This window comes from Streptomyces sp. NPDC088252 (assembly GCF_044740965.1).
GTDB lineage: Bacteria > Actinomycetota > Actinomycetes > Streptomycetales > Streptomycetaceae > Streptomyces.
Genome location: NZ_JBIURS010000001.1, coordinates 631250 through 645144, shown reverse-complemented (window position 1 = coordinate 645144; position 13895 = coordinate 631250). Strand labels below are relative to the sequence as shown.

The window sequence follows — 13895 nt, the reverse complement described above, 5'->3', positions numbered from 1 at the left end:
CTCAGGGCTGCGGGTTCTTCGCGTCGTACCGCGCGAACCCGCGCCACCGCAGCCCCAGCAGTGACACGGCGACGACACACGCGATCCCGCCGCCGGTCACCGCCATGCCGGGCGTGGTCAGATCGGCGACCGATCCGGCCACGAAGTCCCCGAGCCTCGGTCCGCCCGCCACGACGACGATGAACACGCCCTGCAGCCGTCCTCGCATCTCGTCCGGAACGGCCGCCTGGAGCATGGTGTTCCGGAAGACCATCGAGGTGTTGTCCGCGCATCCGGCGAGCGCCAGGAGGATCAGCCCGAGCCAGAGCTGGCGGGTCAGACCGAAGACCGCGATGGCGGTGCCCCAGCAGGCGACGGCGACGAGCACGGCGAGTCCGTGGCGGCGGACGCGTCCCAGCCAGCCGGAGAAGACCCCGCCGAGCAGCGCCCCCAGCGCCGGAGCGGCGACCAGCAGCCCGGTGGTCTTCGCGTCCCCGCCGAACCAGACGACGGCGACCACGGGGAACAGCGCCCGGGGATGGGCCAGCACCATGGCACACAGGTCGGTGAGGTAGGTCATCCGCAGATTGGGCCTGGCCGCCAGGAACCGCAGCCCGTCCGCGACGGACGCCCGCTTGTCGCCCGCGCCCTCCTCGCGCTGCGGGAGCATCGAGGGCAGCCGCCACATCGCGTACAGCGAGGCGGTGAAAGTGATGGCGTCGACGGTGTACGCGGCCCGGTACCCCCACCAGCCGACGACGAGCCCGCCGAGCATCGGTCCGACCAGTGTTCCGGTGGTGCTGGTCATGGAGGTGAGCGCGTTGGCGGCGGGCAGCTGCTCGGCCGGCAGCAGCCGGGCGATCATCGAGCTGCGGGCCGGTGCGTTGAGCGCGAAGCAGGCCGCCTGCAGGGCGACGACCGCGTACAGCAGCCCCACCTGTTCCACCCCGGCGACGGTGGCGGCGACCAGCGCGACGGAGAGCACGAACGACCCCGCGGAGCTGGCCAGCCCCAGCTTGCGCCGGTCGATGGTGTCGGCGACCGCACCGCCGTACAGCCCGAAGACGACCATCGGCAGGAACGAACAGAACCCGATGAGCCCCACCGAGAAGGCGGACCCGGTGATGTCGTAGACCTGGAGCGACACGGCGAGCGCCGTCATCCCCTGCCCGATCCAGGAGACCGTGTTCCCGAACCAGAGCCGCCGGTAGTCGGCGGAGGTCCGCAGGGGCGTCAGGTCGGCGAGTATGCGTGCGCGGCGCAGGGGTTCTTCGGCTGTCTCGGCTGTTTCGGTCACAGCGGATGGTAACGACCGGCGGTCCGGCCACCATCGGGTACCGGCCGTCCCGGGCCGTCCTTCCCGTCAGGAGATGCGGCCGCCCACGCGGTACGGGCCGCTCCGGCTACCGCCAGTGGATCCCCGTCGGGCGGACGGGCTGGTACACCGTGCCGTTCGCAGGTTGGGCACGGCGCTCGAACAGAGTGGCGTACAGCCCCTTCCGGCCCAGAAGTTGGGTGTGCGTGCCCGACTCCACCAGGCGTCCCTCGTCCAGCACCAGGATGCGGTCGGCGTCCGCGGCGAGAGCCAGATCGTGTGTGATGACGATGGTGGTGCGCCCTTCGGCGAGACGGCGCAGCGGGGCGACGATCCGCTGCGCGGCCAGTCTGTCCAGTCCGGTGGTGGGTTCGTCGAGGAGGAGGACGGGTGCGTCGCGCAACATGGCGCGGGCGATCGCGATGCGCTGCAGCTGGCCCCCGGACAGCCGGGAGGTGCCTGTGGAGATGACTGTGTCATATCCCTCCGGCAAAGTGCGGATGAACTCGTGGGCGTCGGCCGCCTTCGCGGCCTCCACGACGTCACGATGGCTCACATCGGTACGCCCGCAACCGATGTTCTCCTCGATGGTGTCGTGCAGGACGAGTGTGTCCTGGGGCAGCAGCGTGATGTTGCGGCGCAGGTGGGTCAGCGGCAGCCTGTCCACCGGCACACCGTCCAGCCGGATGCTGCCGGAGTCCGGGTCGTAGAACCTCAGCAGCAGAGCCGCCAGGGTGGACTTACCCGCGCCGCTGGGACCGGTGATGACCAGCAACTCCCCCGGGCTCGCGGTGAACGAGACGTCCCGGAGCACCGGTTCGGTGCTGTCGGGGTAGTGGAAGAGGACCTCCCTCACCTCCACCTCGCCGAGCGCGCGACCGCGGGGCGGGGCGGGCACGGAGGCGGCCGGATCGGTGACGGCGGGCCGGGCGTCGAGGATCTCCAGCAGCCGTTCGGCTCCCGCGGTCGCGGCGGTGGCCGTCAGACCGAGCTGGCCCAGGGAGCGGATCGGCGGATAGAGGTAGCCGATGAAGGCGGCGAAGGCCAGGAGCTGCCCGAGGGTCATCCGTCCTGCGGCGATCTCCCACGCCCCCAGGCCGATGATGGTCAGGACGCACAACGTTTCGAGGACTTCGACCAGTTGCTCGTAGAACTCGGTGAGGCGGACGGCCTTCACCGCCGTCTTCAGCCGGATACGCGCCTTGCTGAGGAGCCGCGCCTCCTCGTCCTGCTGCCGGTTGTACGCCTGCGTCATGACGACGTTGACCAGGGTCTCCTCGACCACGGCCGTGATGGCACCGTCCGCCGCGCGGCCCCGCCGGGAGACCGCGCGCAGCGGGCCGGCGAATCGACGGGTCGTGAACCAGAAGAGCGGCACCATCACGAAGGTGGCGAGAGCCAGATCCCAGCGCAGCCACAGAGCGGCGGCGGCGTAGAAGAGCGTGCTGAACAGGGCCGAGGCCGCCCCGACGATGCCGGAGACCACGAGCGCCTCGATGGCCTCCACGTCACCCGTCAGCCGCTCCACCAGGTCACCCCGGCGATTGCGTTGGTAGAAGTGCGGCGGGAGCGTCTGGAGATGGCCGAAGACACGGGCCCGCAGGCGCAGCACGAACCGTTCGGCGACCCAGGCCGCGACCGAGTGGCCCAGATACCCCACCACCGCGCCGATGACCGCCACGGCGAGCCACTGACCGGCGGGTTTCCAGAAGGCGCTGACCGAGCCCTTCTGCAGGGCGGAGTCGGTGAGTTCGGCAAAGAGCAGAACCGTGATGGTCTCGGCGATGGCCGCCAGGACGGCACACAGGAGGATGAGGACGAGCCAGCGCCGGTCACCCCTGGTCAGGGGCCAGAAGCGCCGGAACGCCACCAGAACGCTGATGGGGTCGGTGCGGATCGGTACGTCCGTCACCGACTCCTGAGAAGTCTCCTCGGGGGGCACTGGGCCCGGGAGCGAGCTGCGCAGGCGCATGGGCGTCACGTCACAGAGGTGCTCGGACTATGGACCATCTCCATAGGCGTGGACCCCAAACTGCGGGGCCGACCCGCGCCCGGGCACGGGTCGGCCCCATTTTGGGGATGGAGTCAGGGGTGTCGGGTCAGTAGTAGCCCCCGCCGTAGCCGCCGTAGCCGCCGTAGCCGCCACCGCGTCCGCCGCGTCCGCCGCGTCCGAAGTCGCCGCGTCCGAAGTCGCCGCGTCCGCCACGTCCGCCGCGTCCGAAGTCGCCGCGTCCGCCACGTCCGCCGCGTCCGCCGCGGCCCCTGCCACCGTGGTCGAAGATGTTGCGAACCTTCATCTTCGCCTCCTTTGGAGGATGTCGCTGTGCCGCTCCTTGTTCCTGCTGCGGCACTTCCGACACTACGACGACCCCCTACGACCAACAACTCGTAGAAGCCGTAATTCGGATAAAACTCACGAAATACCGCAAACCTTCAGAGTGTTCCCATGAGTGACTCTACGGATATCTCGGCAGAAGCCGGACGGATCCCTCGCGTGACGGTTGCAGGTGACGGGCCGTGCGACGGATGCGGACGACGGGGTCGCGGCGACGCCTTGCGGCCATGCCCGTCGCACACAATCGAGGCCGCCCGCACATGTCCTGACGGCACGAGGGGCCGGGCTGACGACCCGCCGGGACGCGGCGCGACCACTTGATCCCGCTCCAGGGCTATGGTGAGGGCCCCCATGGAATCCATGAGGGCCCGATCCCCTGCGTACGCGCAGGTCATAACGTTTCTGCCGGATCAGCGGCAGTGGGGCGGGTGGGACTCGAACCCACGGCCGACGGATTATGAGTCCGCTGCTCTAACCGGCTGAGCTACCGCCCCTTTTCGGCGTGGCGCGTACAAGTGTGCGCGCCGTCTGCCGCAGCATAGCCGGTCATACGATCTCTCGCTGCGGATGGTCGGCTTCACCTGTCCATGAAGACCGCATCACCCTCTGCCCGGTTCCGGATGGCGTGAAGTACACGCGAAAGAGTCACGTGAACCCCACCCGCACCACGGAGACGGGCAGCCTCAGGCACGCGAAAAAGGACCCCGCAGGGTCCTCTTCCGTTCCGCTCCCCCGACTGGACTCGAACCAGTAACCCTCCGGTTAACAGCCGAATGCTCTGCCAATTGAGCTACAGGGGATCGCGCTCCCCCGACTGGACTCGAACCAGTAACCTGCCGGTTAACAGCCGGCTGCTCTGCCAATTGAGCTACAGGGGATTGCTGCGTTTGCACCGAACCCTACCTGCCTGGCTCAGCCGGGCGGCGCGCGTTCGCTGCGACACATACATTAGCGCAAGCAGGGGGGTGCTTTGCCAATCGGTATCGCCCGGGGGTGATCCCCGGTGCCCGCGGGTAGGCGGGCAGCACACGTCAGACTGAGCGTCGCACTGAGCAAGGAAGGGTGGCAGCCATGCGGTACCGGCTCACGTTCATCGCCGGACTGGCTCTCGGATACGTGATCGGCACGCGGGCCGGGCGCGAGCGCTACGAGCAGATGAAGAAGTCCGCACGTCAGTTCGCCCAGAATCCGGCCGTGCGCAACACCGCCGAGTCCGCGGCACGGAGCAGCCGTGACCTGGCCGGCAAGGCGTACCGCGCGGTGAGCGACAAGGTCGGCGAGAAGGTGCCCGCCTCGGTGACCGACCGGATGCGCTCCCTGCGGGACCGCGGCCGGAACGGCGAGGACGACTGGGGCACCAGCAACACATAGGACCTCTTCCGGCATCCTGCCGGGCCCACGGGCTCCGGCAGGATGCCCCGCCCGGACGCCGGACCCGTCCGCCCACTGCCGCACCACCGGTACGGAAAAGCTCCGGCGGTGCGGCAGAATCTTGGGCATGGGCATAGTCGCCGGCTTGGACAGTTCTTCCGCCTTCACGCACATCGTGGTCTGCGATACGGACACGGGCGCCGTGCTGCGCCGGGGGTACGCCGCACACCCCGTCGAGGCCAAGGCCACCGAGGTCGACCCGCAGGCATGGCTGCTCTCGCTGGGCGAGGCCGCCGGCGACGGGCTGCTCGAAGGCGTGCAGGCCATCGGCGTCTCCGCACAGCAGCACGGTCTGGTACCACTCGACCACCAGGGCAATCTCGTGCGTCCGGCACTGCTGGGCAACGACAAGCGGGCCCAGGTCGCCGCCGCCGACCTGATCGACGCGCTCGGCGGGCGGCAGCCCTGGGCCGAGGCGGTCGGCGCGGTGCCGCAGGCCGCGCAGCCGGTGTCGAAGCTGCGCTGGCTGGCGCGGACCGAGCCGGAGGCGGCCCGGCGCGTGGCCTCGGTGCTGCAGCCGCACGACTGGCTGGTGTGGCAGCTGCTGGGGCGGCCGGTCCGGCGGACCACCGACCGGGGTGCCGCGTCCGGCACCGGTTACTGGTCGGCGGGCAACGGCGCCTACCGGCCCGACCTGGTGGAGCTCGCGCTCGGCCACCAGGTCGCGCTGCCCGAGGTGCTCGGCCCCTCCGACACGGCCGGGACGACGCCCGAGGGGCTGCTGATCTCCGCGGGGACCGGCGAGACGATGGCGGCGGCTTTCGGGCTGGGCGTCGGGGTCGGCGACGCGGTGGTGTCGCTGGGCGCTTCGGGTTCGGTCATGGCGGTGCACCACGAGGCGCTCTCCGATCCGAACGGAACGATCACCTCGTTCGCGGACGCGACCGGAATGCATCTGCCGGTGGTGCACACGTCGAACGCCGTGCGCGCGCTGCGCGGGACCGCCGAGATGCTGGGCGCGGAGGGGCTGGAGGAGCTGTCCGCGCTGGCACTGAAGTCGACTCCGGGCGCCTCCGGGCTCGTACTCCTGCCGTATCTGGAGGGCGAGCGCACCCCGCACCTGCCGCACGCGGCCGGGACGCTGTGCGGGCTGCGGCGCGAGTCCATGAAGCCGGAACATCTGGCGCGGGCGGCGTTCGAGGGGATGCTGTGCTCGCTGGCCGACGCGCTCGATGTACTGCGCGGACGCGGCGCGGAGGTGCGACGGGTGTTCCTGCTGGGGGCGGCGGCCGAGCTGCCCGCCGTGCAGGGGCTCGCGCCCGCACTGTTCGGCACGCAGGTGGTCGTGCCGCAGCCCGCCGAGTACGCGGCGCTGGGCGCGGCCCGGCAGGCGGCGTGGGCGCTGGGGGTCTCGCAGGGGACGGCCGATCCGCACACCCCCCCGGCCTGGCAGGGAGCCGCGGCGCAGGTCCTGGAGCCGGGCGAGGAGCTGGCGGTCGGGCAGGCGGTGCGCCAGCAGTACGTGGCGACACGGGACCAGATCCATCCGGGGGCGTTCGACTCCGCGCCCTGATCCGCACACCCCGGGTGACCGGACCGGGTACGCCTGACGGAGGCCGCTCCGCAGCACATGTACTCGGTCTGTTTTTTTACTCGGTCTTGAATAAAAACGTTCGCGGTCGCAGCGCGCGGTGCCGGAAAATGGGTCGACTCCCGACCTCTGCCGACTCCGAGAGACACGCGTGCTCATAAAACTACTGCGGGCCTATCTCGGTCCGTACAAGAAACCCATCCTGCTGCTGGTCCTCCTCCAACTCCTGCAGACCTGCGCCACCCTCTATCTGCCCACCCTGAACGCCGACATCATCGACAACGGTGTCGTCAAGGGGGACACGGGGTACATCCTCGAGTTCGGCGGCATCATGATCGCCGTCAGCATCGCCCAGGTCCTCTGCAACATCGGGGCCGTCTACTACGGCGCCCGCACCGCCTCCGCCCTCGGCCGTGATGTCCGGGCGTCGGTCTTCGACCGGGTGCAGTCGTTCTCGGCGCGTGAGGTCGGACGGTTCGGCGCTCCCTCGCTGATCACGCGGACGACCAATGACGTCCAGCAGATCCAGATGCTGGTGCTGATGACGTTCACACTGATGGTGTCGGCGCCGATCATGTGTGTCGGCGGCATCATCATGGCGCTCGGCCAGGACGTCCAGCTGTCGGCGGTGCTGCTCGCGGTGGTGCCGGTGCTCGGCATCGCGGTGAGCCTGATCGTCAAGCGGATGCGGCCGCTGTTCCGCACCATGCAGGAGCGGGTCGACACCGTGAACCGGGTGCTGCGCGAGCAGATCACCGGCAACCGGGTCATCCGCGCGTTCGTCCGCGACCGCTACGAGGAGGAACGCTTCCGCGGCGCCAACAACGAGCTGACCGATGTGGCGCTGTCCACCGGCCGGCTGATGGCGCTGATGTTCCCCACCGTGATGACGGTCGTGAACGTGTCGTCGATCGCCGTGGTCTGGTTCGGCGCCCACCGCATCGACAGCGGCGGCATGGAGATCGGCGCGCTGACCGCGTTCCTCGCCTACCTGATGCAGATCGTCATGTCGGTCATGATGGCCACCTTCATGTTCATGATGGTGCCGCGCGCCGAGGTCTGCGCCGAGCGCGTCCAGGAGGTCCTGGAGACCGAGTCGAGCGTGGTTCCGCCCGTCGAGCCGGTCCGCGAACTGCGCGCCCACGGCCATCTGGAGGTCCGCGGCGCGGACTTCCGCTACCCGGGCGCCGAGGAGCCGGTCCTGCGGTCGGTGGATCTGGTGGCCCGTCCCGGCGAGACCACCGCGATCATCGGGTCGACGGGCAGCGGGAAGTCGACACTGCTCGGGCTCGTACCGCGCCTGTTCGACGTGACGGACGGTCAGGTGCTGGTCGACGGCACGGACGTACGGACTCTGGACCCGGCGCTGCTGGCGAAGACCGTGAGTCTCGTTCCGCAGAAGCCGTATCTGTTCTCCGGGACGGTGGCGACGAATCTTCGGTACGGAAACCCGGACGCCACCGACGAGGAGCTGTGGCACGCGCTGGAGGTCGCGCAGGCCAAGGAGTTCGTCGAGGAGCTGGAGCACGGCCTGCACGCGCCGATCGCGCAGGGCGGCACCAATGTCTCCGGCGGGCAGCGCCAGCGTCTGTCGATCGCCAGGACGCTGGTGCAGCGGCCGGAGATCTATCTCTTCGACGACTCGTTCTCCGCGCTCGACTACGCGACCGATGCCGCGCTGCGCGGGGCTCTCTCGCGGGAGACGGCCGAGGCGACCGTGGTGATCGTGGCCCAGCGGGTGTCCACCATCCGTGACGCCGACCGCATCCTGGTGCTGGACGAGGGCCGGGTCGTCGGCTCCGGCACCCATCACGAGCTGATGGACGGCAATGAAACATATCGGGAGATCGTGCTCTCCCAGCTGACGGAAGCGGAGGCCGCGTAATGGCCGGGCCTGGCGGACGCATGATGGCGGGCGGGGCTCCGACCGACCGGTCCATGGACTTCAAGGGGTCCTCGAAGCGGCTGCTGAAGCGCTTCGCCACGGAGAGGACCTCGCTGTACGCGATGCTCGCGGCCTGCGTGCTGAGCGTCGGGCTGTCGGTGGTCGGGCCGAAGATCCTCGGCAGGGCGACCGACCTGGTGTTCGCCGGGGTCGTCGGCCGGCGGATGCCCGACGGCACGACGAAGGAGCAGGCCGTGGAGGGCCTGCGCAAGACCAACAGCGGCCTCGCCGACATGCTTTCCGGGGTGGACTTCGTCCCCGGTCACGGCATCGACTTCGGCGCGGTGGGAGACGTCCTGCTGGTGGCGCTGGCGGTCTATGTCGGTGCGGGGCTGCTCATGCTGGTGGCCACCAGGCTGTCGATCCGGATCATCAACCGGGTCGTGTTCCAGCTGCGTGAGGACATCCAGACGAAGCTCTCGCGGCTGCCGCTGTCCTACTTCGACCAGGCCAAGCGCGGCGAGGTGCTCAGCCGGGCGACGAACGACATCGACAACATCTCCCAGACGATGCAGCAGACGATGGGTCAGCTCATCAACTCCCTGCTCACCATCGTCGGCGTGCTGATCGTGATGTTCTGGGTCTCGCCACTGCTGGCGCTGGTCGCGCTGGTGACGGTGCCGCTGTCGGTCGTCGTGGCCGCGAAGGTCGGCAAGCGGTCGCAGCCGCAGTTCGTGCAGCAGTGGAAGGTGACGGGCAAGCTCAACGCCCATATCGAGGAGATGTACACCGGGCACACCCTGGTGAAGGTCTTCGGCAGGCAGGAGGAGTCCGCGAAGGACTTCGCCGAGCAGAACGAGGCGCTGTACGAGGCGGGCTTCAAGGCGCAGTTCAACAGCGGGATCATGCAGCCGCTGATGATGTTCGTCTCCAACCTGAACTATGTCCTGATCGCCGTCGTCGGTGGTCTGCGGGTCGCTTCGGGATCACTGTCGATCGGAGATGTGCAGGCGTTCATCCAGTACTCGCGGCAGTTCTCGATGCCGCTGACCCAGGTCGCCTCGATGGCGAACCTGGTGCAGTCGGGTGTCGCCTCGGCCGAGCGGATCTTCGAACTGCTGGACGCCGAGGAGCAGGGAGCCGACCCCGCTCCCGGCACGGGCGAGCGCCCCGAGGAGCTGCGGGGCAGCGTCTCGCTGGAGAAGGTGTCGTTCCGTTACGACCCGGAGAAGCCGCTCATCGAGAACCTGTCGCTGAACGTCGAGCCGGGTCACACGGTCGCGATCGTCGGCCCGACCGGCGCCGGCAAGACCACGCTCGTCAATCTGCTGATGCGGTTCTACGAGGTGACGGGCGGCCGGATCACCCTCGACGGGGTCGACGTGACGAACATGTCGCGCGACGAACTGCGCGCGGGGATCGGCATGGTCCTCCAGGACACCTGGCTGTTCGGCGGGTCCATCGCGGAGAACATCGCGTACGGCGCTTCGCGCGAGGTCAGCCGGGAGGAGATCGAGGAGGCGGCGAAGGCGGCCCACGCCGACCGCTTCATCCGTACCCTGCCGGACGGTTACGACACGGTGATCGACGACGAGGGCTCCGGTGTCAGCGCGGGCGAGAAGCAGCTCATCACCATCGCGCGGGCGTTCCTGTCCGACCCGGTGATACTCGTGCTCGACGAGGCGACGAGCTCCGTCGACACCCGTACCGAGGTGCTGATCCAGAAGGCGATGGCGCGCCTGGCACACGGCCGTACGAGCTTTGTGATCGCGCACCGGCTCTCCACCATCCGGGACGCCGACGTCATCCTGGTGATGGAGAACGGCTCGATCGTCGAACAGGGCACGCACGACGAGCTGCTGGATGCCGAGGGCGCGTACGCCCGGCTGTATTCGGCGCAGTTCGCGCAGGCGGTCGCCGAGGTCGACTGACGCGAGCGCGGCAGGTGACGGGGCCCGTACCGCCGGTCGGCGGTGCGGGCCCCTTTCGTCCGGGGCCGTCCGCGAACCCGTCGGTCGCCGGGGGCCGGTAGGGGCGGTGGCCGCCACGACGCCCTTCGGGTGACGGCGGGTGACGGACCGTCCGCTCCCGGGCGGCGGCTCCACGGAGCCGGCCGGTCCGTCCACGGAGCCCGGTCAGTCGAGGTAGCCGCGCAGCTGGTCGGCGAAGGCGTGGTCCCGCAGCTTGTTGAGAGTCTTGGACTCGATCTGGCGGATGCGTTCGCGTGTCACGCCGAAGATCCTGCCGATCTCCTCAAGCGTGCGGGGCCGCCCGTCGGCCAGCCCGTAGCGCAGCTGGACCACTTTGCGCTCACGCTCGTTGAGGGTGGAGAGCACCGCTTCCAGATGTTCGCGCAGCAGCAGGAACGCGGCGGACTCGACCGGGGACGCGGCATCGCCGTCCTCGATCAGATCGCCGAGCGCGACGTCCTCCTCCTCGCCGACCGGGGCGTGCAGCGAGACGGGTTCCTGGGCGAGCCGCAGGACCTCACCGACCCGCTCCGCGGTGAGGTCGAGCTGGTCGGCGACCTCCTCGGGCGTCGGCTCGTAGCCGCGCTCCTGGAGCATCCGGCGCTGGACCCGTACGACACGGTTGATGAGTTCGACGACATGGACCGGGACCCGTATGGTCCGCGCCTGGTCGGCGAGAGCGCGGGACATGGCCTGACGGATCCACCAGGTCGCGTACGTCGAGAACTTGTACCCCCGGGCGTAGTCGAACTTCTCGACCGCCCTGATGAGTCCGAGGTTTCCTTCCTGGACGAGATCGAGCATGGTCAGCCCGCGGCCGACATAGCGTTTGGCGACGGAGACGACGAGGCGGAGGTTGGCCTCGATGAGCCGGCGCTTCGCCATCCGCCCCATGACCACCAATCGGTCCAGGTCGACGGCCAGTCGGCTGTCCGGGTCCGGAGTGCTCGCGAGCCGCTCCTCGGCGAAGAGACCCGCCTCGACCCGGCGGGCGAGCTCCACCTCGTCGGCGGCGGTGAGCAGCGGGATCCGGCCGATCTCCCGCAGGTACTGGCGGAAGAGATCGGAGGACGGACCGGCCGTCTCCGGTCGGCCGCGCGGCTCCGGGGGGTCGGGCGCCTCCGGTGGCTCCTCCATGAGTGCCTCGGGTGGGTCGGACGGTTTCTGCGGCTCCACCGCGGCCTCCGGATGACGCACGGCCCGGTTCTGCGCGGGGATGGCCGAGACATGCTCGGTTTCGGTCAGGGTCCGGGTCTGCACGGGGGCGACCTCCAGGTGATCGCTGCCGGATCGCGGGGATGGCGGACCACGGTCCGGTGGACCGGCCGCGCTCCGATGACTCAGGCGCCGCCCCCAGTGTGGGGGAAGACGCCTCGCTGCCACGAGGGGCGTGCGGGGACTTTCTGAGTCCGGTCCGTGACCGGGCGGTTACGCGGACGGGGAGGGGCGGGAGTTTCGAGCCCGCCCGGCGACGGATGACGCAGCGACGGCCGAACGCGCCGGGTGCGCCGTCACCGCGGCGCCGCCGAAGCCTCGCCCGGACCCCGGCTCAGAGCGCGTCGGCGCCGTTGTTGCGCAGCGACTCGGCGTACTGCTGGAGGACCCAGACCTCGTTCTGCGCGGCGGCCAGCTGGTCGGGGGCCACATTGCTGCCGAGGCGGGCGAGGCTGCCCTGGACGTCGTTGATCCGGCGGTCGACGGCGCGCAGCCGGACCTGGACGAGCTGCATGCCCGCGTAGGTCTCGTCGATGCTCTTGCCGTGGAAGACCTCGACGGCCAGCTCGGTGACCAGGTTGCGCACCGTGTCGTCGGGGGCCGCGTCCAGGACCTGGACCAGGTACTCGCGGGTCTCGGGGACGCCCATCTCGGCGCCGCCCGCCTCCGCGATGCACTGCCGGACCCTGGCGTACGGCGGGGCGGTGAACTCGTCGACCCCGTAGGCGTCGAAGGCCGGAGAGACGAGCGCGGGCTTCTGCAGGGCGAGCTTGAGCAGCTCGCGCTCGGTGCGGTGGGCGGGGCTGCGGAGGTTGAGGGCGGGGCCGGAGGGGGCGGTCGGCGCCTGGACCTGCTCGTGCCGGGGACCGCCGCGGGGCGGGGCCTGCGCGGCGCCCCGCTCGCGGGCCCAGCGGGCGAGCTGGCCGACGCGCTTGACCACGAACTGGGTGTCCAGGATGCCGAGCATGCCGGCCAGCTGGACGGCCACCTCGTGCTGCGAGGAGCTGTTCTTGATCCGGGCGACGACGGGCGCCGCCTCGTCGAGCGCGGCACCGCGGCCCGCCGGGGTCTCCAGGTCGTACCGGCCGACGATCTGGCGGAGCGCGAACTCGAAGAGCGGGGTACGGGGTTCGACCAGGTCGCGAACGGCCTCGTCGCCCTTGACCAGGCGCAGATCGCACGGGTCCATGTTGTCCGGGGCGATCGCGATGTACGTCTCGGCGGCGAACTTCTGGTCGTCCTCGAAGGCGCGCAGGGCAGCTTTCTGCCCGGCCGCGTCACCGTCGAAGGTGAAGATCACCCGGGCGCTGCCGTTGTCCATCAGGAGGCGGCGCAGGATCTTGATGTGGTCGCCGCCGAAGGCGGTGCCGCAGGTGGCGATGGCGGTGGTGATCCCGGCGAGATGGCAGGCCATGACGTCGGTGTAACCCTCGACGACCACGGCCCTGCTGGCCTTCGCGATGTCCTTCTTCGCCAGGTCGATGCCGTACAGCACCTGGGACTTCTTGTAGATCGCGGTCTCGGGGGTGTTGAGGTACTTCGGTCCGTTGTCGTCGTCGCGCAGCTTGCGGGCGCCGAAGCCGACGACATCGCCGGAGGTGTCGCTGATCGGCCACATCAGCCGGCCGCGGAAGCGGTCGATCGGACCGCGCCTGCCGTCCTGGGAGAGGCCGGAGGTGATCAGCTCCTTGTCGCTGAACCCCTTGCCGCGCAGATAGCGGGTGAGGTGGTCCCAGCCCGCCGGGCTGTAGCCGACACCGAAATGGGCGGCCGCCGCCTGGTCGAAGCCGCGCTCGGCGAGGAACTTGCGGCCGATCTCCGCCTCGGGGCTGTCCAGCTGTTCGACATAGAACTGGGCGGCCACCTTGTGTGCCTCGACCAGCCGGATGCGCTCACCGCGCTGGTGGGAGGGGTTGTACCCGCCCTCCTCGTAGCGCAGGGTGATCCCCGCCTTGGCGGCGAGCCGCTCGACCGTCTCGGAGAACGAGAGATGGTCGATCTTCATCACGAAGGCGATCGTGTCACCGCCCTCCTGGCAGCCGAAGCAGTGGAAGAGACCCTTGCTCGGGCTGACCTGGAAGGAGGGGGACTTCTCGTCGTGGAAGGGGCAGAGCCCCTTGAGGTTGCCACCGCCCGCGTTGCGCAGCTGGAGATACTCGGAAACGACGGCGTCGATCGGGACCGCGTCCCGCACCGCCTTCACGTCGTCGTCATTGATCCTGCCTGCCACGGGT

The 13895-nt window shown here is 69.7% G+C and carries 9 protein-coding genes and 3 tRNA genes; 4 read left to right on the top strand and 8 right to left on the bottom strand.

The genetic code is table 11. The annotated features are described in order from the left end of the window. Position 1 precedes the first annotated feature (1 nt). From ACIOHC_RS02790 to ACIOHC_RS02765, 6 genes are all read right to left on the bottom strand, one after another. A complete protein-coding gene (locus tag ACIOHC_RS02790) occupies positions 2 to 1276 on the bottom strand; it encodes an MFS transporter (RefSeq protein WP_351075673.1) in 1275 nt (424 codons plus the stop codon). A 106-nt stretch (positions 1277 to 1382) separates the two neighbouring features. Next, on the bottom strand, positions 1383 to 3266 hold the full coding sequence (locus ACIOHC_RS02785) for an ABC transporter ATP-binding protein (protein WP_389635565.1): 1884 nt from the start codon (positions 3264 to 3266) through the stop codon (positions 1383 to 1385). A gap of 127 nt (positions 3267 to 3393) precedes the next feature. Further along, entirely contained in the window at positions 3394 to 3591 is a 198-nt protein-coding gene (locus ACIOHC_RS02780; RefSeq protein WP_351075668.1) for a hypothetical protein, read from the bottom strand. Between the two features lie 458 nt (positions 3592 to 4049). Then, positions 4050 to 4123 (bottom strand) — tRNA-Ile (locus ACIOHC_RS02775). A 233-nt stretch (positions 4124 to 4356) separates the two neighbouring features. Next, positions 4357 to 4429: transfer RNA gene (locus ACIOHC_RS02770), tRNA-Asn, on the bottom strand. 5 nt (positions 4430 to 4434) lie between these two features. Continuing rightward, positions 4435 to 4507: transfer RNA gene (locus tag ACIOHC_RS02765), tRNA-Asn, on the bottom strand. Positions 4508 to 4700: 193 nt separating this feature from the next. Between ACIOHC_RS02765 and ACIOHC_RS02760 the strand changes: the two genes are divergently transcribed. From ACIOHC_RS02760 to ACIOHC_RS02745, 4 genes are all read left to right on the top strand, one after another. Continuing rightward, positions 4701 to 5000 (top strand): YtxH domain-containing protein, encoded by a 300-nt coding sequence (locus ACIOHC_RS02760; RefSeq protein ID WP_351075666.1) that lies wholly within the window; start codon positions 4701 to 4703, stop codon positions 4998 to 5000. Between the two features lie 127 nt (positions 5001 to 5127). Beyond that, positions 5128 to 6573, top strand: a complete 1446-nt coding sequence (locus ACIOHC_RS02755) for an FGGY family carbohydrate kinase (protein WP_351075664.1) — start codon at positions 5128 to 5130, stop codon at positions 6571 to 6573. Positions 6574 to 6742: 169 nt separating this feature from the next. Continuing rightward, a complete protein-coding gene (locus tag ACIOHC_RS02750) occupies positions 6743 to 8476 on the top strand; it encodes an ABC transporter ATP-binding protein (RefSeq protein WP_351075662.1) in 1734 nt (577 codons plus the stop codon). After that, positions 8476 to 10407: an ABC transporter ATP-binding protein gene (locus ACIOHC_RS02745; protein ID WP_351075660.1), complete on the top strand. Its 1932-nt coding sequence runs from the start codon at positions 8476 to 8478 to the stop codon at positions 10405 to 10407. Before ACIOHC_RS02750 ends, ACIOHC_RS02745 begins: the two co-directional genes overlap by 1 nt. A gap of 204 nt (positions 10408 to 10611) precedes the next feature. Here ACIOHC_RS02745 and ACIOHC_RS02740 read toward each other — a convergent pair whose 3' ends face one another. Beyond that, positions 10612 to 11706, bottom strand: a complete 1095-nt coding sequence (locus tag ACIOHC_RS02740) for an RNA polymerase sigma factor (protein WP_351075658.1) — start codon at positions 11704 to 11706, stop codon at positions 10612 to 10614. A gap of 289 nt (positions 11707 to 11995) precedes the next feature. Then, positions 11996 to 13891, bottom strand: a complete 1896-nt coding sequence (gene dnaG / locus ACIOHC_RS02735; protein WP_351075655.1) for a DNA primase — start codon at positions 13889 to 13891, stop codon at positions 11996 to 11998. Positions 13892 to 13895 lie beyond the last annotated feature (4 nt).

Excerpts from the sequence above, each read along its gene's own strand:
- ACIOHC_RS02780 (WP_351075668.1), bottom strand. The coding sequence starts at position 3,591 with ATGAAGGTTCGCAACATCTTCGACCACGGTGGCAGGGGCCGCGGCGGA.
- ACIOHC_RS02745 (WP_351075660.1), top strand. The coding sequence starts at position 8,476 with ATGGCCGGGCCTGGCGGACGCATGATGGCGGGCGGGGCTCCGACCGAC.
- ACIOHC_RS02755 (WP_351075664.1), top strand. The coding sequence starts at position 5,128 with ATGGGCATAGTCGCCGGCTTGGACAGTTCTTCCGCCTTCACGCACATC.
- ACIOHC_RS02785 (WP_389635565.1), bottom strand. The coding sequence starts at position 3,266 with ATGCGCCTGCGCAGCTCGCTCCCGGGCCCAGTGCCCCCCGAGGAGACT.
- ACIOHC_RS02760 (WP_351075666.1), top strand. The coding sequence starts at position 4,701 with ATGCGGTACCGGCTCACGTTCATCGCCGGACTGGCTCTCGGATACGTG.